Consider the following 21,992-nt stretch of genomic DNA (forward strand, 5'->3'; position numbering starts at 1 on the left):
TCAGCCGGACGGGCGTAGGCCACCCGGCCCACGCCCGCCAACAAGATCAACACCTAGTCCAAACGGGTGCCGTACACCTAGATCGTGATAGTCCCTCCTGTGCAGGCGCCTCTCTGGGTCTCGGGGCGGGCGGCAGGAATATGTCGGGCGGTCTACATAGTGGCCCTGGCGGGGCCGGGGCCGGGGTCGGGGGTGGGGCGGCGGCGGTGGTGGTAGGCGCAGGCGAGGGCCAGGACGATCGGGCCCCAGAGCATGCTGGGTGAGGTGCAGACCCGGGCCAGGGCCTGCCACCAGCCGTTGGAGTACGCGACCTCCTCGAAGCCGAGGACGCCGAGCCAGGCGAGGGGCATGGGATCGAAGAGGGCGACGAGCGCCAGCCCGCCGAGGACCGCCGGGGCGACGGCGGCGAGCCGCGGCACCCGTCGGCCCCGGAGGAACGGCACCCAGGACGGGAAGACCTCGCCCCATCCGCTGACCAGTCCCAGGGTGAGCAGCGCCAGCGCCTCGGTGAGCACGCTCAGGCCGATCACGTACGGCGTGGCCCACCAGGTGAAGGCCGGGGCGGCCGGGTCGATCGTCCCCATCCGGAAGTCCACCGCGAACGGCAGCCGCCACAGGCAGTGCGGCAGCACCACGAATGGGAGCGCCCTGGCCAGGCGAAGGGCCCAACGGGGGACGGGGCGTTCGGTGTCGCCCAGCGGAATGTTCGTCAGCATGCGTCCACCGTCGCCGACAGCACCGGTGCCCCGCCTCGTCCGCCCGAATCGACCCCCTCCCCCGGCGGAGCCATCTACCTGTGCGCCAGCAGGCTGACGTACCCGCGGCCCGGGTGCTCCGGTCGCAGGTGTTCCAGTCGCGTGGTGACGGTGAAGCCGGCCCTGGCCAGCAGCTCGACCAGGCGGTCGGCCGGGACGAGGTAGGAGGAGTACGTCACCGGGTGGCCGTAGCCCGAGACCGGGTGCAGGTGTTCGTCGCCGACGTGGCCTCCGAGGAGGAGGTGGCCGCCGGGCGCGAGGACGCGGTGGAACCCGGCGAACAGCGCGGGCAGCAGCTCGGGCGGGGTGTGGTGGACGGAGTACCAGGCGAGGATGCCGCCGAGGGCGCCGTCGGGCAGGTCGAGGTCGGTCATCGTGCCCTGCAGGAAGCGGAGTTCGGGGTACGCGCGACGGGCGAGCGCGATCATCTCGCCCGAGATGTCCACCCCGAAGGCCGGCACGCCCAGCGCCGCCAGGTGGGCGGTGACCCTGCCCGGTCCGCAGCCGAGGTCGGCGACCGGACCCACCGGCGCCCCCGCGCTCGTACCCACGCCCACGCCCACGCCCGCACCCGCACCCGAACCCGCAGGCCCGCCCACGCCCGCACCCCGCACCAGCTCCGCGAAGGCGGCCAGCATCGCCTGCGAGAGGGAGTCCATCCCGGTCGGCGGGACGACGGTCCGGACGTAGTCGGCGGCGACGGTGTCGTAGGAGGTCCGGATCGCAGCCAGGAAGTCGGGCTCGCTCACGCCCGCGCCTCCAGGCGCCGGCAGCGGCACGACGCGTCGCACTCCTGCACCGTCCCGCCCCAGTCCGGCCGCTCGCCGGCCGTTGCCCGCCGCGCGAACACCTCCTCCCGGCGGTCCGCCGTCTGCCGGAGCACGTCCTTGCGGTCGCGCCGCGAGAGCCGGTCCACGTACAGCCGGCCGTCGAGGTGGTCGGTCTCGTGCTGCAGGCAGCGGGCGAAGTAGCCGGTGGCCTCGACGGTGCGCGGGCTGCCGTGCCGGTCGAAGCCGCGCACGACCGCGCGGGCCGGACGGGCGAGGGCCGGGGTGCCCGCGCCGGGGACGGAGAGGCAGCCCTCGGCGTCCTCGATCAGCCGACGTCCGGCGGCCTGCGGCTCGACGACCGGGTTGAGCAGGTGGCCGGTGTGCCGGACGCCGTCGTCGTCGGTGCAGTCGTAGACGAAGAGGCGCAGGTCCACGTCGACCTGGTTGGCGGCTAGCCCGCAGCCGTCGGCGACGTACATGGTCAGGAACATGGAGTCGATCAGCTGCGCCAACTCCTCACTGCCGTAGTCCTGTTCGCGGGCCGGGCGGCAGGGGCCGTGCAGGATCGACTCCCCGATCTCGGTGATTCGCAGGACGGGGGGACGTTCGCGTAGGTCGGACATGGGCGTGCTCCTCGACGCAGTCCAGGCATGACAACTTGTCACCGACTTTGCAAAGTAGCAGACTTTGCAAAGTGACCGAAGAAGATCTCGCCACCGCCGGCGCCCTGCCCGAGCACGCCGTCCGCACCGCCCTGCTGGACCTGCTCGCCGAGCACGGCACCATCACCTCCACCGAAGCCGCCGCCCGGCTCGGCGTCAGCTCCGGCCTCTGCTCGTTCCACCTGCGACAGCTCGGCCGACACGGCCTGATCGAGGAGGCCCCGCCGGTCGACGGCCGCGCCCGCCCCTGGCGCCTGCCCCGAGCGCAGGCACCCCGGAACCCGCAGGAGCCCGACGGCCGGCCGGGCGGCGAGCCCGGCGGCCGGCCCGGCAACGGGGTCGGCCCTGGGGTCGGCGACGAGTTCACCCCCGGAGCCGGCGAGGAGTTCGGCGACGGGTTCGGCGACGGGTTCGGCGCGCTGGCCCGCGGCTTGGAGGACGAGAGCTACCAACGCTGGCTCGCGCACCGCGCCGAAGCCCCCGCCGACTGGCAGCACGACGAAGCCTTCAGCGCCGTCGTCTACCTCACCCCCGACGAGCTCTCGGCCGTCGGCGAGGCCGTCCGTCAGGTCCTCGCCCGCTACCGGGGCCGCGAAGCCGACCCGGCCACCCGCCCCGCCGGGGCCCGCCCGGTCGCCGCCGTCACGCGCCTCTTCCCTCTCCTCGACGCGCTTCCCGCCGCGCCTGCCACCGCACTCCCCTCCCCGAGCCCGGCCCCGAACCCGGCCGCAAACCCCGACCCGAGCCCGGCCCCGAACCCGGCCCCGAACCCCGACCCGAACCCCGGGGAGCTTCCCGAGGAACGGTGACCACGCTTCAGGCCCGGTGCCAGGACTGCCGGGCCACCGCCCGTCCCAGCGGACCGACCAGGAGCCCCACCGCCGCGCCCAGCACGACTCCCTGCACCCCGTCCCAGACGTCCTGCACATCGCAGGACCGTCCGATCACCGGCAGCGCGTAGTGCATCGCCGACACCGCGAACGGCAGCACCGCAGCGCCGAGCAGCGCCACCACCGCCCGCCGCCTGGTCCCCGCCAGGGCGGCCGCGAAGCCGACCGGGGCGTAGGTCGCCAGCTTGAGCTCGATGTACCGGACGTGCAGCAGCTCGTACGGCGACCGAGGCCGACCGCCCTCGACCGTGCAGTGCCGCACGGCGTCCTCGGAGAGCCGGAACGCCTCCGGCAGCAGTGTCGCCACGACCACCCCGCCGAGCCCGAGCAGCAGGACGAAGCCCACCGCCCAGTGGGCCCGCAGCAACCGCCCCACCGGCCGGTTCAACAGGGCCGCGGGCGCCAGCGAGAGCAGCAGCCCGGGCCAGAACATCGGCATCCCGCCGAGCACCGCACTGATCACTCCTCAACGGACGCCGCGCACCCGCGGCCGGTTCTCGCCCCGAGGGGGGAATCTCCGCGCGTCACCCCGGGACGGGTCACCGCACGCCCGGACGAGCCGGACGTACGCGCGCCGGGGACGGCGGACCGTGCACCCGGACGGGCTCTCCGCCGTCCGGGTACCCAGGGCGCCCGCTCCGGACGGGACGGTCAGTGCGGGATGGAGGAGATCAGCTCCTGCGCCCCCTGCCGCTTGAGCGCAAGGGCGACCGAGGTTCCCAGGTCCTCCGGGTTGAGCGCGCCCGCCCACTCGTGGGCGTCCAGCACCTGCTTGCCGTCCGGGGTGAAGACCCGGCCGCGCAGCGAGAGGCGGCCGTCCGCCTCGGCCTTGGCGTAGCCGGCGATCGGGCTGTTGCAGTGGCCCTGCAGCACGTGCAGGAACATCCGTTCGGCCGCCGCCTCCCGCCAGGTGTCGTGGTGGCCGAGCGTGGTGACGGCGTCGATGGTCGCGGTGTCGTCCTCGCGGCACTGCAGGACGAGGATCCCGGCGCCGATGGGCGGGCACATCGCGTCGACGCCGAGGATCTCGGTGATCCGCGCCTGCTCGCCGATCCGTTCCAGGCCGGAGACGGCGAGCAGCAGGGCGTCCACCGTCCCGGCGTCGAGCTTGGCGAGCCGGCTGTTGGCGTTGCCGCGGATCGGCACGCACTCCAGGTGCGGGTGGGAGGCGGCGAGTTGGGCGGTGCGGCGGACGGAGGAGGTGCCGATCCGGGTGCCGGGCGGGAGTTCGGCGAGGGTCAGGCCACCGGGGTGGACGAGGGCGTCGCGGATGTCGTCCCGGCGCAGGTAGGCGGCGAAGACGGTACCGGCGGGCAGCGGACGGTCGGCGGGAACGTCCTTGAGGCAGTGCACGGCGACGTCGGCCTCCCCGGCGAGCAGCGCGGCGTCGACCTCCTTGGTGAACGCGCCCTTGCCGCCCAGGTGGGCGAGGTCGCCGGTCCAGCGGTCGCCCGAGGTGGTGACCGGCACCACCTCGGTGCGAAGGTCCGGGTGCAGGACGGCGAGTTCGGCGCGGACCCGCTCGACCTGGGCGAGCGCCATGGGCGAGGAGCGGGAGACGATGCGGATCAGCTCAGCGGTGGACATGGCGCGATGATAGGCCTTCGAACACCCGTCATTGACGGCACGTCAGGCGTATGGCGCATAGTGCCGCCTCATCCGCCTCCGCTGCACGTCCTGCAACAGCGGCCCCACCGCGTCGATCGAAGCCCCGGCGACCACCAGCACGCTCGCCCCGCCGAACGCGTAGCCCCCGGCACCCCCGGCCCCGCCGAACGCCCCGAACCCGCCGAGTCCGCCGAACCCGCCGAGTCCGCCGGCCCCGCCGACCGCGCCGAACCCGCTGACCGCGCCCGCCGCCGACAGCACGAGCGCCGGCAGGACGGCGACCACACCGGTGCCCAGCATCTCGGCGACGGCGACCCGGCTGCGTACGGCGGCGAGGTGGTCGACGGTCGCCTTGCCGGGCTCGACGCCGGGGACGTACGCGCGGGTGCGCAGCAGCTTGTCGGCGTCGGTCAGCACGGACCGGCCGTCCAGCACCGCCGGCCAGGACCCGGCCGCGGCGAGCAGGAACAGCAGCACCAGGTACGGGAACCACGGCAGCCGCAGCGGAGCGAGCAGCAGGGCGGCGGCCACCGCCGGGACGAATCCCCGGTGGCTGAGCACCAGCGGCAGGTAGCGGCGTTCGGCGCCCGCACGCCGCCCGCCGAGCGGGGAGTAGAACAGCTCGACCCGCCGCTCCCCCTTGCGCCCGGCTGTCACCAGGGCGATCGTCGCGGCCAGCCCCACCAGCACGGCCGCCAGCACCGACGCGTACGCGCCGGACCCGGCCCGTTCCCGGACGGCCCACAGCTGACCGGGCAGCACGGCCGCGACCTGGGCGAACAGCAGTACCGCGATCGCGTCGCCGAGCCCGTGCCGGTCCATCCACCGGGTGAGCGGCACCAGCGCCGCCGTGCCCGCGGCGGCCCCGGCGGTCAGGACGGCGACGGCGAGGGCGCCGTGCAGCCGCAGTACGCCGTCCCCGGCCGCCGCGCCGGGGAGCAGGTGTCCGGTCGCCGCGACCAGTGCGAGGGCGAGGCCGCCGAGCAGGCCGAGCGCGAGGGCGGTCCGGCGCTGCAGCAGGAGCAGCCCGGGGCGCACGGCGCGCAGTGCGCCGAGCCGGGGGTGCAGCCGGGCGAGGGCGGGGACGGTCAGTCGGGCCAGGAGGAGCGGCAGCACCCCGAACGGGAGCAGCGCCAGTCGGTACAGCCCGCCGCCGGTGACGAGGTCGACCAGTCCGCGCACCCGGTCGCCGGGCAGTGCCCCGTCCGCGACCCGCCCGAGCACGGTCGGGTCGACGCCCGGCAGCGGCAGGTTCTGCCCGAGCCTGAGCAGGACGATCCCGCCGAGTGTGACCGCGGCCCGGCGGCCCAGGCCCGGCGCCCTGAACAGTGACACGACGTCCTCCTCGATCACCTTGTCCTCAGCGGGAGTTGGGACGCGGGCGGACGGTCGGGCGGTTCCGGTGGGAGTGACGGCCGGGAATGACGGCCGGGCACGACAGCCGGGCACGACAGCCGGGAACGACGGCCGGGCGCGACGAACGGCCGGCCCCCGCCCCCCACCCCCGCGGCTCACTCGTTGTGCAGCACCTCCGCGATCGACAGCCGGGCCGCCGACCGCGCCGGGACGAGTGCCCCGAGGACGGCGATCACGACCCCCGCGAGGGCGAGGCCGGTGAGCAGCGGGGCGCCCCAGACGTCGATCGCATCGTCAGTGAAGGCGATGATCCGGACGTTCTCGACGATCAGCCGGTGCGTCAGGATCCCGACCGGGATGCCGATGACGCCGCTGAGCGCGCCCTGCCAGGCCACCGAGGTGATCGTCATCGTGACGACCTGCCGGGGCGTCATCCCGATCGACTTCAGCATGCCGAGGTCGCGGCGGCGTTCCCGGATGGTGAGCAGCAGGGTGTTGAAGACGCCGAGCGCGGCGACCACCGACAGCAGGACGGTGAACGTCGTGGTGAAGCTCTTGACCGCGACGGTGGCCGCGTCCGGGTGCGGCGTGACGACGGAGGGCGTCAGGCTCGGGTCGGCGTCCGTCACGGCCTTCCGGTACGCCCCGGCGTCGGCGCCCTTGGAGAGCCGTACGTCGTACTCGACGTGGTGCGGGTCGTCGGTGAGCGCGGCCCGGGTCGCGTCGTTGGAGGTGATCGCGTTCGGGTTGCCCTCGACGTCCTTGCCGACGATGGTGACGGTCAGGTGCCGGCCCTCCAGGTCGAGGGTGAGCCGGTCGCCGAGCTTGAGCCCGTGCTGGTCGAGGAAGGCCGGTCCGGCCGAGACCTCGTTCGGGCCGGCCGGCGGGCGACCCTCGACCACCCGGAGCCACTTGCTGGCCCCGATGTCGTCGCCGCCGTAGAAGTCGCCGAAGACGGGCTGGGGGTAGCCGATCAGGCCCACCCGGACCAGCCCCCGGGTCACCACGCCCGCCGCGCCGGGGGTGGCGCGCAGCATCGCCTCGGTCTGGGCCGGGGTGAGCCGCGGCGCGGTGCGGTTGCCCGCGAAGTGGGCGGTCTGCACGTTGACGTGGGTGCTGTCGTCGGTCGGGGCCATGGTCCGGCTCAGGGTGCTGCTCACGCCGGTGGTCACCGTCACGGTGACCACGCCGAGCACGATCGCCGCCATGGTCAGCGCGGTCCGGGCGGGGCGGGCGAAGGGCTGGCCGAGGCCGAGGCTGACGGCGCGCGGCAGCCGGGTGCCGCTGAGCAGGCGCTGGACCTTCAGCCCGCGTCCGGTGCGCGGCGCGCTGCCCGCCGAGATGGCCTGGGCGGCGGAGAGCCGACGCGCCCTGGAGGCCGGGACGAGCGCGGCGAGGGCGACCAGCAGGGGGACGCCGGCGAGGGTCGCGGCGGGCAGCCAGCCGGCCGGTTCGATCACGGCGACGCCGGTCATGATCCCGCTGAAGGCGGTCCGGAGGATCGGGTACGCCGCCGCCCAGCCGGCCGCCGTACCGAGGACGGTGCCGACGACCGCGGGCACCGAGACCATGGTCAGGTAGACGGTGACGACCTGACGCGGGGTGAAGCCGATCGACTTCAGCACGCCGATGTGCCGGTAGCCGGAGACCACCGCGCCGCTCACCACGTTGCCGACGATGAGCGTGGCGACCACCAGGCCGAGCACGCCGAAGACCGTCATCAGCGGCAGGTAGGCGTCGGCGCCCGCGGAGAAGGCCTGCTTCAGCACCAGGTACGACTGCGCGCTGGTGAGCGCATCGGCGGGCAGGCCCTCGGTGGCCGTGCCGAGGGATGCGGTGAGCTGCCGCGCGGTGTCGGCGTCGGCGAAGCGGTAGAGCATCTGCCGTCCGGTGGGCTGCAGGTCGGCGGCCTGCCCGGGGGTGACCCAGCCGCCGGCGGACCGGCTCATGCTGGTGGCGAAGCCGACGACGGTGAGCTTCAGTCCCCGGTCGGTGGTGATCGGTTTGCCCAGCTGGCTCGTCGCGGAGCCGCCGAACGGCGAGTCGAGCACCACTTCGCCGGGGGCGGCGACCCAGCGCCCGGACAGGAGCTCGACCCGGTCCACCGGGCCGCCGGGGTCGGCCCGGCCGACCAGCGGCAGCGGGCCCGGCGGGTTGCCGGCCCAGTCGGTGGGGATCTCCACCACGACCTGGTCGAACGGCCCGGCGGCGGCCTCGACGCCCGGCCGGTGGGCGGTGGCGGCGAGCTGCTCCGCGGATGCCCTGCCGGCGTCGAAGGCGGCCACGACGTGCGCTCCGCGCTGGGCACCGAAGGCGTCGTCGAAGGGGGCCCGGGCGGCGCTGATCACCGCGAGGGCGAGCAGCACGGTCGTGGTGGAGCAGAAGACCACCAGGCCGATCACAATGGTCTGGACCCTGCGGCGCTTCACGGCCGCGCGCGAGGCCCGCCAGACGGCTCCGCCGTTCACGACTGCGCCTCCAGCATCCGCTCGCGCGCCACCCGGCCGTCCGCCACTTCGACCAGCCGGCTGGCGCAGCGGGCGGCCAGGTCGGGGTCGTGGGTGACGATCAGCAGGGTCTGCCCGATCTGGTTGAGGTCGATCAGCAGGTCCATCACCTGCTCGCCGGAGCGGCTGTCCAGTGCGCCGGTCGGCTCGTCCGCGAGCAGCAGGGCCGGGCGGTTCATCAGCGCCCGGGCCACCGCGACCCGCTGGCGCTCGCCGCCGCTGAGCGCGGCCGGGTAGACGTCCTTGCGGTGCGCGACGCCGAGTTCGTCCAGCAGTTCCAGCGCGCGGCGGCGGGCCTGGCGGGCGGTGGTGCCGGTCAGCTGGGCGGCCAGGGCGACGTTGTCGAGGGCCGGGAGGTCGTCGATCAGGTTGAAGAACTGGAAGATCATCCCGATGTGCCGGCGGCGGAACAGCGCCAGGCCGGTCTCGTTCAGCCCGCCGAGGTCCTGGCCCTGCACCCGGACGGTGCCGGCGGTGGGCCGGTCCAGCCCGGCCACCATGTTCAGCAGGGTGGACTTGCCGCACCCCGAGGGGCCCATCACGGCGACCGCCTCGCCCGCCCGGATCCGCAGGTCGACGCCGTCGAGCGCCTTGGCGTCGCCGAACTCCTTGTGCACCCCGGACAGCTCGACGACGACCTGTGCGTCGTCCGGCCGGGAGGTCCCGTCGTGGTCGTTGCTCATGGTGGACGACGGTAGGGGCGGGCGCCCGGCCGGTACGTCCCACCCGGGGTGTAACCGCGGGCCGTCGTAGTACCGGGGATGTACGGGCGCGGCACCCCCGGATGATGTGGATCATGCCGTGACCTGGGAAGCTGACGCCGTGTGGGGAACCGAAGTGGAGTGGGCGTCCGCCGCGGTGGCGGGGGCGGCGTGCGCGGGGGCCGGCCGGCTGGCCGTGGCGCTCGCGCGGGCGCGCCGGCTGCACCGGTCGGCGATCGGCGAGCGCGGCTGGCTGCTGGAGCGGGAGCGGGAGAGCGCCGCCCGTACCGCCGTGGACGCCGAACGGGCCCGGATCGCCGCCGAGTTGCACGACATCGTCAGTCACAACGTGAGCCTGATGGTGGTGCAGGCCGGGGCGGCGCGCGAGGTGCTGGCCACCATGCCCGAGGAGGCGGCGGCGGCGATGGGCGCGGTCGAGGCCGCCGGGCGGGACGCGATGACCGAACTGCGGCACCTGCTCGGCCTGCTCGCACCCGCCGCGGACGGCAGCGAGGAGCCGGACGGGGGCGGCTTCGCGCCGCAGCCGAGCCTGAGCCGGCTGAGCCCGCTGATCGACCGGTTCGCCTTCGCCGGGCTGCCGGTCGAGGTGCGGATCTCCGGCGAGCCCCGGCCGCTCCCGGCGGGCATCGACGTGACGGCGTACCGGATCGTCCAGGAGGCGCTGACCAACGCGCTCAAGCACGGGGACGGGGTGACGGCCGAGGTGACGGTGCGCTACGCGGACCACTACCTGCGGGTCGAGGTGCTCAACAGCGGGCCCAGCGTGCTCGCCGACGGCCCCGCCCCTTCGCCGCGCCCGGCCGACGGCACCGGGCGCGGGCTGCTCGGCCTGCGCGAGCGGGTCGCTGTGTACGGCGGGGACCTGGACGCCCGGCGCCGGCTCGGCGGCGGCTACCGGGTCCGCGCCCGCATCCCGCTGGACCGGCCGTGACCGGGCGCAGGTCGTAAGGGCGCACGCCGTAAGGCACCGCACCCGCGAGGGAACGCACGCCGCAAGGGCGCACGCCGCAAGGCAACGCACGCCGCGAGGCACCGCAGGCCTCGACGGGGAGAGCCGTGGAAGAGATCACTGCAGAGGGGGGCACCGTGGGCGAGGACACCGTGGGCGAGGACACCGCGGCAGAGGGCACCGCGGCGGAGGTGCGGGACCCGGTGGCGGAGCGCCGCCCCCGGGTGGTGATCGCCGACGACCAGGAGCTGGTCCGCACCGGCTTCCGGATGATCCTGACCGCGCGCGGCATCGACGTGGTCGCCGAGGCCGGCGACGGCGAGGCGGCGGTGGCCGCCGCCGTCCTGCACCGGCCGGACGTCGCCCTGCTGGACATCCGGATGCCCGGCACGGACGGCCTGGAGGCCGCCCGCCGGATCCTCGCCCGGGTGCCGGGCTGCCGGGTGATCATGCTGACCACCTTCGACCTCGACCACTACGTCTACGCCGCCCTGGCCGCCGGGGCGAGCGGCTTCCTGCTCAAGGACGTCACCTCCGCCCATCTCGCCGCCGCCGTACGGCTGGTGGACACCGGGGACGCCCTGCTCGCGCCCTCGATCACCCGGCGCCTGGTCGAGCGCTTCGCGGCCGGCGCCCCGCGGCCGGCTCCCGGCGCCGAGGGCCCGCCGCTGCACCGGGACCTCGCCCCGCTCACCCCGCGCGAGGCGGAGGTGCTCGCCCTGCTCGGACGCGGGCTCTCCAACACCGAGTTGGCGCGCGAGCTCACCCTCAGCGAGTCGACGGTGAAGACGCACGTGGCCCGGATCTTCGCCAAGTTGAACCTGCGCGACCGGGCGCAGGCGGTGGTCCTCGCCTACGAGACCGGCCTGGTCGCTCCGGGCGGCGGCTGATCTCCGACGTGCCCGTCCCAACTGGCCCGCCACAACAGGCAGTTCGCATGACAATCATGCAGCTCACTCATTTGAGCTAACTCCCCGTCGAATCGCCCTTTTTGCCAATCCATGGGGGAACATCTGCATGTCCGCGCCCGAACGGAAGAACCACCTCGGGCGGCATCACCCGGCATGACGAAGACAATTGGACAGGCCCGTGACCACCACCGCCCCCGTGTGGGACTGCCCCTTCCACCACACCGACGGCCTGGAGTTCGACCCCCTCCTCAAGCGGCTGCTCACCGAGGCCCCGATCGCCCGGATCCGGCTGCCGCACGGCGAGGGCGAGGCCTGGCTGGCCACCCGCTACGAGGACGTCCGGGTGGTCACCACCGACCGCCGGTTCAGCCGCGCCGCGGGCATCGGCCGGGACCTGCCGCGGATGACGCCCGCCCCGATCGCCCAGGCGGAAGCGATCAACCTGATGGACCCGCCCGCCCACAACCGGCTGCGCCGGCTGGTCGCCCAGGGCTTCACCAACCGCCAGGTCGAACGGATGCGCCCGGCCACCCAGCGGATCGTCGACGGCTACTACGACGAGATGACCGAGCACGGCTCCCCCGCCGACCTGATGCACTTCCTGGCCGGCCGGCTCCCGCTCACCACCATCTGCGAACTGCTCGGCATCCCCGAGGCCGACCGCGCCGAACTGCGCGGCCACGCCGTCGCGATGATGCGGATGGGCCCGGGCAGCCGGGACGGCCAGGAGACCGCCAAGACCGCGCTGCGCGCCTACTTCGGCGAGCTGACCGCGGCCCGCCGCGCCGCCCCGGGCGAGGACCTGATCAGCGCCCTGGCCACCGCCCGCGACGGCGACGAACTGCTGGACGCCGACGAGCTGACCGTGATGGCGATGGTCCTGCTGGTCACCGGGCACGACACCAGCACCTACCAGCTCGGCAACATCACCCACACCCTGCTCACCCACCCGGAGCAGCTCGCCCTGCTCCGCGCCCGGCCCGAGATGCTGCCGCGCGCCCTGGAGGAGCTGCTGCGCTTCATCCCGTTCCGGCAAGGCGTCGGCATCGCCCGGGTCGCGACCGAGGACGTGGAGCTGGGCGGGGTGCTGATCCGGGCCGGCGAGGCGGTGCACGTCTCCTACCTGACCGCCAACCGCGACCCGGCGGTGTACGAGCGCCCCGACGAGCTGGACCTCGACCGCGGCGCACCCACCCACATGACCTTCGGGTACGGCCAGCACCACTGCCTCGGCGCACACCTGGCCCGGATGGAGCTGCAGGTCGCCATCGGCACCCTGCTGCGGCGCTTCCCCGGCCTGCGACCGGCCGTCGACCCGGCCGAACTCGACTGGGACTCCGGCTCGATCTGGCGCTTCCCGCGCACCCTGCCGGTGGCCTGGTAGCCGCGCCGCGCCGCGCCGCCCGTACCCGTTCCACGCATCCACCGGCCTGCCCCCAGGCCCCCAGGGGAGACCCACACACCCATGGCAACACTCTGCCGCCCCGCCGTCGCCGTGCCCGAGCACGTCATCACCCTCGGCGAGACCCTCGACCTCGCCCGCGCCCTGCACGCCGACCACCCCCAGCTCGGCCTGGCCCTGCGGCTGATCGAGAACACCGGGGTGCGGACCCGGCACCTGGTCCAGCCGATCGAGCGGACCCTCACCCACCCGGGCTTCACCCGCCGCAACGAGGTGTACGAGCGCGAGGCCAAGCGCCGCGTCCCCGAGGTGATCGAACGGGCCCTGGCGTACGCCGAGTTGACCGCCCGGGACATCGACCTGATGGTCTACGTGTCCTGCACCGGCTTCATGATGCCGTCGATGACCGCCTGGCTGATCAACACCATGGGCTTCCGCTCCGACACCCGCCAGGTGCCGATCGCCCAGCTCGGCTGCGCGGCCGGCGGGGCCGCCGTCAACCGCGCGCACGACTTCTGCCGCGCCTACCCGGGTTCCAACGTGCTCATCGTCGCCTGCGAGTTCTGCTCGCTCTGCTACCAGCCGACCGACCTCGGCGTGGGCTCACTGCTCTCCAACGGCCTGTTCGGCGACGCGGTGGCCGCCGTGGTGATGCGCGGGCACGGCGGCCACGGCGTCCAGATCGAGCGCAACGGCTCGCACCTCGTCCCGGACACCGAGAACTGGATCTCCTACGGGGTGAAGGACACCGGCTTCCACTTCCAGCTGGACAAGCGGGTGCCCGGCACGATGGAGATGCTCGCGCCCGCGCTGCGCGGCCTGGCCGGCGAGCACGGCTGGGAGGTGTCCGGGCTCGGCTTCTACATCGTGCACGCCGGCGGCCCCCGCATCCTGGACGACCTGTGCCGCTTCCTCAACCTGGAACCGGCCACCTTCCGCTACAGCCGCGCCACGCTCACCGAACGCGGCAACATCGCCAGTGCCGTCGTGTTCGACGCCCTCGCCCGGCTGTTCGACGACGGCGGCGTGCCGGAGGGCACCACCGGACTGATCGCCGGCTTCGGGCCGGGCATCACCGCCGAGATCTCACTGGGGAGTTGGGTCGGCGCGCCGGCCGAGGCACCGCGCCCCCGCCGGCCGCGTGCCATCTCCACCTCCGACATCGCCCTCGTCCATCCGACCGTCCCCCGCCGTTTCCCGGCCGGCACTACGATCACCGAATGACCGATACCACGGACCGCACCGACGCCTCCGCCAGAGCCGCCGAACTCGCCGCCCGCTTCCCGGCGTTGCACGCGCCGCAGTACTGGAGCTGGGGGCGCTACGACGCGCAGTTCTCCACCGTGCTGCCGCCGGACGACCTGGTCACCAACATCCACCTGGTCGGCTTCGCGGACGGCGAGGTGGTGCTCTGCCGGGACGACCGGGACCACTGGTTCCTGCCCGGCGGCACCCGGGAGCAGGGCGAGAGCATCGCCACCTGCCTGGAGCGCGAGCTGCGCGAGGAGGCGGGTGCCCGGCTGCTCGGCGAGCCGGGCTGGCTGGGTGCGCACCGCTGCCGCACCGACGACCCGGTGCCGTACCGGCCGTGGCAGCCGCACCCGGAGAAGGCGTGGCTGTGGGGCTGGGGAGAGGTCGCACTGGAGTCCTCGCCGACCAACCCGGCCGACGGCGAGCAGGTGGTCGAGGTCCGTCCGGTGCCGGTCGCCGAGGCGCAGCGACTGCTGCTGACCGGGCACGACGCCTGGTGGGGCGAGCTGATCGGGCTCGCGGTGGAGCTGCGGCGGCGAGCCGGACTGGGCTGAGGCGCCGGTCGACCGCGGCTATTCCCGCCGCCCCGGAAGATCACTGGAACGGACGAACATCGGAGCGCAATGTCCGTTTTACGGTGATATGACTCGGCCATGGACACCTACACGCTGGCCGCGGACTACCCGCTGCTCAACATCTTCTGGACGATGTTGGAGCTGTTCCTGTGGATCCTCTGGTTCTTCCTGCTCTTCAAGATCATCACGGACATCTTCCGCAGCCACGACCTCGGCGGCTGGGGCAAGGCCGGCTGGCTGGTCCTGGTGATCCTGCTGCCCCTGATCGGCGTGCTCATCTACCTGATCGCCCGCGGGCAGTCGATGACCAAACGCGACATGGAACAGGCCAAGGAGAACCAGGCCGCGTTCCAGGCCTACGTCCGTGACGCGGCGGCGTCCGGACCGGGCGGCGGCGGCAGCCACGTCGACGACCTGGCGAAACTGGCGGACCTGAAGGAGAAGGGCGCCATCTCCGACGAGGAGTACCAGCAGGCCAAGGCGAAAATCCTGGCCTGAACGCCCCGACGGGCACCACGGCCGGGGGGGGGGGGGGGGGGGGGGCCGGGCGCCCCCCCCCCCCCGGCCGTGTCCCGGTACGGCCGTCGTCGGTACGGCCGTCCCGGTACGTCGTCGGTACGGCCGTCGTCCGCCCGTCCCGGCTCAGCGCCGCCCGGAGCGCCGGTCGCCGGAGCCGCCGGCGCCACCGGCCAGGCCGGCCCGGCGCAGCGCGTCCGCCATGGCGCTGTTGGCCGGCGCCGAGGAGCCGCCGGAGCCGCCGGAGCCGCCCCGGTCACCCCGGTCGCGCCCGCCCTGGCCGCCACCGCGCCGGTCCTGACCGCCGCGTCCGCCTTGGCCGCCCTGACCGCCCTGACCGCCCTGGCCGCCCTGGCCGCCCTGACCGGCGCCGCGCCGCTCCTGGCGCGGCGGGCGGGCCTGCCGCTCGCCGCGGTCCCCGCGGTCGCCGCCCCGGTCGCCGCGCTCGCGCCCGACCTCGTCGTCCAGCCGCAGGGTGAGCCCGATCCGCTTGCGCGGCACGTCCACCGAGACCACCCGGACCTTCACGATGTCGCCGGGCTTGACCACCTCGCGCGGGTCCTTGACGAAGGTCCTGGACAGCGCCGAGACGTGCACCAGCCCGTCCTGGTGGACGCCCACGTCCACGAAGGCCCCGAAGGCCGCGACATTGGTGACCACGCCCTCCAGCACCATGCCGACCTCCAGGTCGCCGATCTTGTCGACGCCCTCCTTGAAGGTCGCGGTGCGGAAGGCCGGGCGCGGGTCGCGGCCGGGCTTGTCCAGCTCGCCGAGGATGTCGGTGACGGTCGGGACGCCGAAGGTCTCGTCGGCGAAGTCCGCGGGCTTCAGCGCCCGCAGCGCGGCGCCGTTGCCGATCAGAGCGCGCAGCTCCCCGCCGGTCGCGGCGAGGATGCGGCGCACCACCGGGTAGGCCTCGGGGTGCACGCTGGAGGCGTCCAGCGGGTCCTCGCCGCCGGGGATGCGCAGGAAGCCCGCGCACTGCTCGAAGGCCTTGGGGCCGAGCCGGGCGACGTCCTTGAGCTGCTTGCGGGTGCGGAACGGGCCGTTGGCGTCGCGGTGGGCGACGATGTTGTCGGCGAGCGTGCCGGTGATGCCGGAGACCCGGGTGAGCAGCGGCGCCGAGGCGGTGTTGACGTCGACGCCGACGGCGTTCACGCAGTCCTCGACCACGGCGTCCAGCGAGCGGGAGAGCTTCACCTCGCTCAGGTCGTGCTGGTACTGGCCGACGCCGATCGACTTGGGGTCGATCTTGACCAGTTCGGCCAGCGGGTCCTGCAGGCGGCGGGCGATCGAGACCGCGCCGCGGATCGACACGTCCAGCTCCGGCAGCTCCTGCGAGGCGAACGCGGAGGCCGAGTACACCGAGGCGCCGGCCTCGCTGACCATCGCCTTGGTGAGCTTCAGCTCGGGGTGGCGCTTGATCAGGTCCTCGCCCAGCTTGTCGGTCTCCCGGGAGGCGGTGCCGTTGCCGATCGCCACCAGGTCGACGTCGTGCTTCTTCGCCAGCGCGGCCAGGGTGTGCACGGCCGCGTCCCACTTGTTGGCGGGCTGGTGCGGGTAGATCGTGTCGTAGGCGACGACCTTGCCGGTGGCGTCCACCACGGCGACCTTCACCCCGGTGCGGAAGCCCGGGTCCAGGCCCATGGTGGCGCGGGTGCCGGCCGGGGCGGCGAGCAGCAGGTCGCGCAGGTTGGCGGCGAAGACGCGCACCGCCTCCTCCTCGGCCTCCGCGCGCAGCCGGGCGCGCAGGTCGATGCCGAGGCGTACCAGGATCCGGGTGCGCCAGGCCCAGCGCACGGTGTCGCCGAGCCACTTGTCGGCCGGGCGGCCGCGGTCGGCGATGCCGAAGCGGGCGGCGATCCGCTGCTCGTAGTCGCTCCCGCCGGGCAGGTCCCCCTCGGACTCGCCGTCGTAGGGCGAGAGTTCGAGGTCGAGCACCTCCTCCTTCTCGCCGCGCAGCATCGCCAGGATGCGGTGCGAGGGGAGCTTGGTGTACGGCTCCGCGAAGTCGAAGTAGTCGGCGAACTTGGCGCCGTCCTGCTCCTTGCCGTCGCGGACGGTGGCGACCACGCGGCCGCGGGTCCACATCCGCTCGCGCAGCGAGCCGACCAGGTCGGCGTCCTCGCCGAAGCGCTCGACCAGGATCGCGCGGGCGCCCTCCAGGGCCGCCGGGGCGTCCGCCACCGACTCGTTGAGGTACCCGGCGGCGAGCGTCGCCGGGTCCTGCGCGGGGTCGGCGAGCAGGGTGTCGGCCAGCGGCTCCAGCCCGGCCTCCCGGGCGATCTGCGCCTTGGTGCGCCGCTTCGGCTTGAACGGCAGGTAGATGTCCTCCAGCCGCGCCTTGGAGTCGGCGGCCAGCACCCGGGCGCGCAGCGCGTCGTCCAGCTTACCCTGGGACTCGATCGACTCCAGGACGGCCGCCCGGCGCTCCTCCAGTTCGCGCAGGTAGCGCAGCCGTTCCTCCAGGCCGCGCAGCTGGGCGTCGTCGAGCGAGCCGGTGACCTCCTTGCGGTAGCGGGCCACGAACGGGACGGTCGCGCCGCCGTCGAGCAGGTCGACGGCCGCCTTCACCTGCCCCTCGCGGACGCCCAGTTCCTCGGCGATCTTGCGTTCGATCGCCTGCTGGCCCTGGCGGGCCGCCTGTTCGACTGGCGTGGTCACGAAGCCGGTCACCTTCTCCTTCAGTGCTTTCGCCGTACGCCCTGCATTCTGGCAGGTGCCGACGACGACGCCCGGCCGCACCCGTGGCGGCCGGGCGTGGCGCGCCCGGCCGGCGGCCCCGGGCGGGCCGCCGACGGCCCCAAGAAGGCTCAAGCGATGCCCAGTTGCCCCTGCATAGCCTGGCGGGCATGGACACTCTGGACGCTGCCGCCGAGTTGGAGCGGCTCGCCGCCGCCAAGTACCTGCTGTTCACCACCTACCGGAGGAACGGCACCCCGGTGGCCACCCCGGTCTGGGTCGCGCGGGACGGCGACGCGCTGGTCTTCACCACGGTGACGAAGACCGGCAAGGTCAAGCGCCTGCGCAACCGCTCGGACGTGCTGGTCGGCCCGAGCGACATCCGCGGCAACCTGCTCGGCGCGCAGGTCCCGGCCACGGCCGTGCTCGACCCGGTCCGGGCGCCCGCCTACCGCAAGCTGCTGCGCCGCAAGTACGGGCTGCTGTGCGCGATCGCGCTGACCGCGAACGTGCTGCGGTTCGGCAAGGACGGCACGATCGGGGTGCGGGTCACCCCAGCGTGAGCGAGTCGCTGGGCCGGCCGTCGGCGGCGAGGTCGATCACCTTCGTCGTGCTGCCGCTCGTCAGCCGGACCCGGTCCGGGCCGTCCCAGGCGGCGTCGATCTCGTCGCCGTAGCGGAAGCCCGCGTGGGCGATCGGCCAGCGGCGGGCGGTCAGGCCGGTGCCCTGGTCGACGAAGACCCACTGGGCGGTGCTGAGCATCCCGGGCTCCTCCTGCCGGACGATCCGGCGGTCGGAGCGGTCGGGTGCCCGCTGCGTCCCGGTGTCGTACGGGGCGTCCAGGAAGAGCCACAGCGGCACCGTCGCCACGGCCGCCAGCAGCACGCCGACGCCCAGGACCACCCGGATCCAGGCCCGCCAGGTGACGCAGTACAGCACCACCAGCAGCAGCGGCAGCGCGGCGGTGAACAGCAGCAGCGGCCGGTCGAACCAGTCGCGCAGCACCAGCAGGCCGCCCGGGCGCTCGCTGTACCGCCCGACCACGCCCAGCAGGACGAGCAGCGCGAGCGCCGCCTGCGCCGCGCGCAGGGCCCGACGCTCGCCCGCCGTCTGCTGACTGATCACCATGCCGTCAGCCTATAAGTCAGCGCAGTTGGGGAATACGGCTGAACGGAAACGATCGGCGCTGTACGCTGCCGGGCATGTGCGCTGCCACCCGGATGCACCCCGACGAGCCGGTGGTCGACGCGGCCCTGGTGAGGCGTCTGATCTCCGCCCAGTTCCCGCAGTGGGAGCACCTTCCGATCACCCCGGTCGGCTCCGCGGCGGCGGACAACGCGATGTTCCGCCTCGGGCCCGAACTCGCCGTCCGGCTGCCCCGGGTGGAGTGGGCGGCGGGCGACCTCCGCCGGGAACGCCAGTGGCTGCCCCGGCTGGCGCCGCGGCTCCCGCTGCCGATCCCCGCCCCGCTTGCCGTCGGCCGGCCCGCCGCCGGCTACCCGTGGGAGTGGGCGGTGCTGCACTGGATCGACGGCGTCAACCCGGCCGTCGGCGCCCTCGCCGCACCCGACGCGCTGGCCCGCGACCTGGCCGGCTTCGTCAACGCCCTGCGCGCCGTCGACCCGGCCGACGCCCCGGCCGGCCACCGCAGCGTCCCGCTCGCCTCCCGCGACGGCGCGACCCGCGCGGCCATCGCCCAGCTCGCCGGCTCGATCGACACCGCGGCCGCGACCGCGCTGTGGGACAAGGCCCTGCGCCTGCCCGACCACGCCGGACCGCCGCAGTGGATGCACGGCGACCTCACCCCCGGCAACCTGCTGCTCTCCCGGTCCGGCCGGCTCGCCGCCGTCATCGACTTCGCGCTGATGGGCGTCGGAGACCCGACCGCCGACCTGATCGCCGCATGGAACCTGCTGCCGGCCGCCGCCCGCCCCACCTTCCGCGCCGCCCTGCGCGCCGACGACGCGATGTGGGCCCGCGGCCGCGCCTGGGCCTTCTCCATCGCCCTGGTGACGATCCCGTACTACCGGCACACCGACGCGGCCCTGACCGCCAACGCCCGCCACGTCGTCCGCGAGGTGCTCGCCGACCGCAGCGTCTGACCGCTCCCCCGCAGCGGCCCGCCGCTCCCGGGAGGCCGTCGCTCCCCGGGGGGCCGCGGGCGGCGGCCAGGGGGCGTCCGCGAGGTCGGTCAGCGCCCCGTCGCGCGGCGGCCGGGCACCGGCGCGCCGACCGGGTAAAAAACCTTCCCGGGTCAAGATTCCCTGCTAGCCTGGGCCCATGACTGGACTGCGCGAGCGCAAGAAGGAGCAGACCCGGCGGGCCATCTCCGAGGCAGCCATCGCGCTCTTCCTGGAGCGCGGGTTCGACCAGGTGTCGGTGGCGGAGGTCGCGGCGGCCGCCGAGGTCTCCAAGCCGACACTGTTCTCCTACTTCCCCAGCAAGGAGGACCTGGTCGTCCACCGCTTCGCCGACCACCAGGAGCAGGCGGCCGACGTCGTCCGCAACCGGCTCGCCGGCGAACCGGTGCTCGACGCCCTGCTCAGGGACTTCCTGACCGGCCTCACCCGGCGCGACCCCGTCACCGGCCTCAACGACCACCCCGCCGTCCTCGCCTTCACCGCCCTCGTCTACGGCACCCCGAGCCTGGCCGCCCGGGTCGGCGCGTACGTGTCCCGCGCCGAACGCTCCCTGGCCGACGCTCTGTGCGGGGTCCCCGAACTCCCCGAACCCCGCGCGCTCACCGCCGCGCTGCTCGCCGCCCAGGTCACCGCCACCCAGCGCGTCCTGGCCCTGCACAACTGGCAGCGCATCCAGGAGGGCGGCCGCACCGCCGACGACCTGCACGCCGAGGCCGCCGGCGACGCCACCCGCGCCTTCGACCTCCTCGCCCACGGCTACGGCCACCCCACCCCCGGGCGAGACGGCTGAACCGCTGAGCCGCTGAGCGGTTGAACGGTTGAACGGCTGGCTAGAGTGCCGCGCATGACAACGCGTCACCACAGCTTCGATGCCCTGCACAACTTCCGCGACCTGGGCGGGTACCCGGCCGCCGGGGGACGGTCCGTACGGTGGGGCCTGCTCTACCGCTCGGACTCGCTCGGCAAGCTCTCCTCCCCCGCCGACCTCGACCGGCTGCGGGCCCTAGGCGTCCGGACCGTGATCGACCTGCGCTACCCCTGGGAGATCGCCGCCAAGGGCCGGGTCCCCGAGGTCGACGGGCTGGAGTACCACAACCTGTCGATCGAGCACCGCCCGTACGACCAGGCCGAGATCGACCCGGAGCTCGACCCCTGGCGCTACCTCGCCGACCGCTTCGCCGAGGTCGCCGAGGACGGGGTGAAGGAGATCCGGCAGGTCCTGGAGGTGATCGCCGCCGCCGACGCCCCGGTGGTCTTCCACTGCGCCTCCGGCAAGGACCGCACCGGGCTCATCGCGGCCCTGCTGCTCACCCTGCTCGGCGTCGCCGAGGACGACATCGCCGCCGACTTCGCCCTCACCGAGCTCGCCACCCCGCACTTCGTCGCCGAGTGGCACGCCGCCCACCCCGACCGCACCCTGCGCTGGCCCGGCTACGGCCGCGCCCCGGAGGCCGTCATCCGCCTCACGCTCGCCGACCTCGCCGCCCGCCACGGCTCGGTCGAGGCCTACCTCGGCGGCACCCTCGGCATCGACCGCGGCCAGGCCGACGCCCTGCGCGCCCGGCTGCTGACCGACTAAGCGGCAGCCGAGGACCGGCCGAGGACCACTGAGGGGGATCGCCGAGGACCGGCCGCGCGGGAAGTCGGCCGGTCCGACGTCCCGCGCAGGCGATAACTCGGTGGCAGGTGGCGGTGGTTGCAGGCGACGATGCGGACATGACCGAACAACCCGCACGATGGACCGAGGCGACCGTCCACCCCGACATGTGGGCCGACCCGGACGACGACCCCCGCAACAGCGACGGGCCGAGCCCGGACGGCGAACTCGGCCCGCTGATCGACTGTCTGACGAACTACCGGCTGACCCTGCGAATGAAGTGCGAGGGGCTGGACGCCGAACAGCTGGCCCGACGCTCGGTGCCGCCGTCGACGATGTCGCTGCTGGGGCTGGTGCGCCACCTGGCCGAGGTCGAGCGCGACTGGCGCAGCTGGGTCACCGACGGCGAGCGGCTCCCGAAGCTCTACGGGCCGCGGGACGCGGACTTCGACGGCGCGGTGGCCGAACCGGCCGTGGTGGAGGCCGCGTTCCGGGACCTGGAACGCGAACAGGCCGCGACCGACGCCCTGCTCAGCGGGTTCCCCGACCTGGGCGAGCGGCTCGGGAAGGACGGCATCGCCGTCCGGGAGCTGCTGGTGCACCGGATCGACGAGTACGCCCGGCACTGCGGGCACGCCGACCTGCTGCGCGAGTGCGTCGACGGCCGGGTCGGCCAGTAGGACCGGACCGTCGCGGCC

22 protein-coding genes are annotated in these 21,992 nt (G+C 74.2%); 12 read left to right on the forward strand and 10 right to left on the reverse strand.

Annotation, left to right across the window (positions count from 1 at the left end; translation table 11 throughout):
* Positions 1–152: 152 nt before the first annotated feature.
* The 3 genes from ACIRST_RS40975 to def form a co-directional block, all read right to left on the reverse strand.
* A complete protein-coding gene (locus ACIRST_RS40975) occupies positions 153–716 on the reverse strand; it encodes a hypothetical protein (RefSeq protein ID WP_402809566.1) in 564 nt (187 codons plus the stop codon).
* 74 nt (positions 717–790) lie between these two features.
* Positions 791–1,504 (reverse strand): class I SAM-dependent methyltransferase, encoded by a 714-nt coding sequence (locus tag ACIRST_RS40980; RefSeq protein ID WP_402809568.1) that lies wholly within the window; start codon positions 1,502–1,504, stop codon positions 791–793.
* A complete protein-coding gene (gene def / locus ACIRST_RS40985) occupies positions 1,501–2,148 on the reverse strand; it encodes a peptide deformylase (RefSeq protein ID WP_402809570.1) in 648 nt (215 codons plus the stop codon). The genes ACIRST_RS40980 and def overlap by 4 nt, the downstream gene beginning before the upstream one ends.
* A 71-nt stretch (positions 2,149–2,219) precedes the next feature.
* On the opposite strand from def, the gene ACIRST_RS40990 reads away from it, so the two are divergent.
* Complete coding sequence (locus ACIRST_RS40990) at positions 2,220–2,996, forward strand: winged helix-turn-helix domain-containing protein (protein ID WP_402809572.1); 777 nt, start codon at positions 2,220–2,222, stop codon at positions 2,994–2,996.
* 7 nt (positions 2,997–3,003) lie between these two features.
* On the opposite strand, the gene ACIRST_RS40995 is transcribed toward ACIRST_RS40990, so the two are convergent.
* From ACIRST_RS40995 to ACIRST_RS41015, 5 genes are all read right to left on the reverse strand, one after another.
* Positions 3,004–3,540: a hypothetical protein gene (locus ACIRST_RS40995; protein WP_402809575.1), complete on the reverse strand. Its 537-nt coding sequence runs from the start codon at positions 3,538–3,540 to the stop codon at positions 3,004–3,006.
* 188 nt (positions 3,541–3,728) lie between these two features.
* Entirely contained in the window at positions 3,729–4,664 is a 936-nt protein-coding gene (gene hemC / locus ACIRST_RS41000; RefSeq protein WP_350524376.1) for a hydroxymethylbilane synthase, read from the reverse strand.
* A 42-nt stretch (positions 4,665–4,706) separates the two neighbouring features.
* Complete coding sequence (locus tag ACIRST_RS41005; protein WP_402809578.1) at positions 4,707–6,020, reverse strand: hypothetical protein; 1,314 nt, start codon at positions 6,018–6,020, stop codon at positions 4,707–4,709.
* Positions 6,021–6,196: 176 nt separating this feature from the next.
* A complete protein-coding gene (locus ACIRST_RS41010; RefSeq protein WP_402809580.1) occupies positions 6,197–8,509 on the reverse strand; it encodes an FtsX-like permease family protein in 2,313 nt (770 codons plus the stop codon).
* Positions 8,506–9,231, reverse strand: a complete 726-nt coding sequence (locus ACIRST_RS41015; protein WP_402809582.1) for an ABC transporter ATP-binding protein — start codon at positions 9,229–9,231, stop codon at positions 8,506–8,508. Before ACIRST_RS41015 ends, ACIRST_RS41010 begins: the two co-directional genes overlap by 4 nt.
* 139 nt (positions 9,232–9,370) lie before the next feature.
* On the opposite strand from ACIRST_RS41015, the gene ACIRST_RS41020 reads away from it, so the two are divergent.
* The 6 genes from ACIRST_RS41020 (at position 9,371) to ACIRST_RS41045 (ending at position 14,856) form a co-directional block, all read left to right on the forward strand.
* Positions 9,371–10,201 (forward strand): sensor histidine kinase, encoded by an 831-nt coding sequence (locus tag ACIRST_RS41020; RefSeq protein WP_402809585.1) that lies wholly within the window; start codon positions 9,371–9,373, stop codon positions 10,199–10,201.
* A 221-nt stretch (positions 10,202–10,422) separates the two neighbouring features.
* Positions 10,423–11,109, forward strand: a complete 687-nt coding sequence (locus ACIRST_RS41025; RefSeq protein WP_402809620.1) for a response regulator — start codon at positions 10,423–10,425, stop codon at positions 11,107–11,109.
* Positions 11,110–11,308: 199 nt separating this feature from the next.
* Entirely contained in the window at positions 11,309–12,514 is a 1,206-nt protein-coding gene (locus ACIRST_RS41030; RefSeq protein WP_402809588.1) for a cytochrome P450, read from the forward strand.
* Between the two features lie 81 nt (positions 12,515–12,595).
* Positions 12,596–13,756 carry a type III polyketide synthase gene (locus ACIRST_RS41035; RefSeq protein WP_402809591.1) on the forward strand — a complete coding sequence of 387 codons (1,161 nt, stop codon included), beginning with the start codon at positions 12,596–12,598 and terminating at the stop codon, positions 13,754–13,756.
* A complete protein-coding gene (locus ACIRST_RS41040; RefSeq protein ID WP_402809593.1) occupies positions 13,753–14,337 on the forward strand; it encodes an NUDIX hydrolase in 585 nt (194 codons plus the stop codon). The genes ACIRST_RS41035 and ACIRST_RS41040 overlap by 4 nt, the downstream gene beginning before the upstream one ends.
* A 99-nt stretch (positions 14,338–14,436) precedes the next feature.
* Entirely contained in the window at positions 14,437–14,856 is a 420-nt protein-coding gene (locus ACIRST_RS41045) for an SHOCT domain-containing protein (protein WP_350524384.1), read from the forward strand.
* Positions 14,857–15,000: 144 nt separating this feature from the next.
* On the opposite strand, the gene ACIRST_RS41050 is transcribed toward ACIRST_RS41045, so the two are convergent.
* A complete protein-coding gene (locus tag ACIRST_RS41050; RefSeq protein ID WP_402809596.1) occupies positions 15,001–17,538 on the reverse strand; it encodes a Tex family protein in 2,538 nt (845 codons plus the stop codon).
* 188 nt (positions 17,539–17,726) lie between these two features.
* Here ACIRST_RS41050 and ACIRST_RS41055 point away from each other — a divergent pair, with 188 nt between their 5' ends.
* The gene (locus ACIRST_RS41055; protein WP_350526439.1) at positions 17,727–18,119 is read left to right on the forward strand and encodes a PPOX class F420-dependent oxidoreductase; all 393 of its coding nucleotides are present in this window, start codon (positions 17,727–17,729) and stop codon (positions 18,117–18,119) included.
* On the opposite strand, the gene ACIRST_RS41060 is transcribed toward ACIRST_RS41055, so the two are convergent.
* Positions 18,106–18,684, reverse strand: coding sequence for a hypothetical protein (locus ACIRST_RS41060; RefSeq protein WP_350526438.1), 579 nt, complete (start codon positions 18,682–18,684; stop codon positions 18,106–18,108). The two genes, ACIRST_RS41055 and ACIRST_RS41060, sit on opposite strands and share 14 nt — an antisense overlap.
* 74 nt (positions 18,685–18,758) lie before the next feature.
* Between ACIRST_RS41060 and ACIRST_RS41065 the strand changes: the two genes are divergently transcribed.
* The 4 genes from ACIRST_RS41065 to ACIRST_RS41080 all read left to right on the forward strand — a co-directional run bounded on the left by ACIRST_RS41065 (position 18,759) and on the right by ACIRST_RS41080 (position 21,974).
* Positions 18,759–19,658, forward strand: a complete 900-nt coding sequence (locus ACIRST_RS41065; protein WP_402809599.1) for an aminoglycoside phosphotransferase family protein — start codon at positions 18,759–18,761, stop codon at positions 19,656–19,658.
* Positions 19,659–19,836: 178 nt separating this feature from the next.
* Positions 19,837–20,487, forward strand: a complete 651-nt coding sequence (locus ACIRST_RS41070; RefSeq protein ID WP_402809602.1) for a TetR/AcrR family transcriptional regulator — start codon at positions 19,837–19,839, stop codon at positions 20,485–20,487.
* A 54-nt stretch (positions 20,488–20,541) separates the two neighbouring features.
* Positions 20,542–21,276, forward strand: a complete 735-nt coding sequence (locus tag ACIRST_RS41075) for a tyrosine-protein phosphatase (RefSeq protein ID WP_402809604.1) — start codon at positions 20,542–20,544, stop codon at positions 21,274–21,276.
* Positions 21,277–21,413: 137 nt separating this feature from the next.
* Positions 21,414–21,974: a DinB family protein gene (locus ACIRST_RS41080; protein ID WP_350526434.1), complete on the forward strand. Its 561-nt coding sequence runs from the start codon at positions 21,414–21,416 to the stop codon at positions 21,972–21,974.
* The last annotated feature ends 18 nt before the right edge of the window (positions 21,975–21,992 follow it).

The sequence above is a fragment of the Kitasatospora sp. NPDC101447 genome, from assembly GCF_044767225.1.
Taxonomy (GTDB): domain Bacteria; phylum Actinomycetota; class Actinomycetes; order Streptomycetales; family Streptomycetaceae; genus Kitasatospora.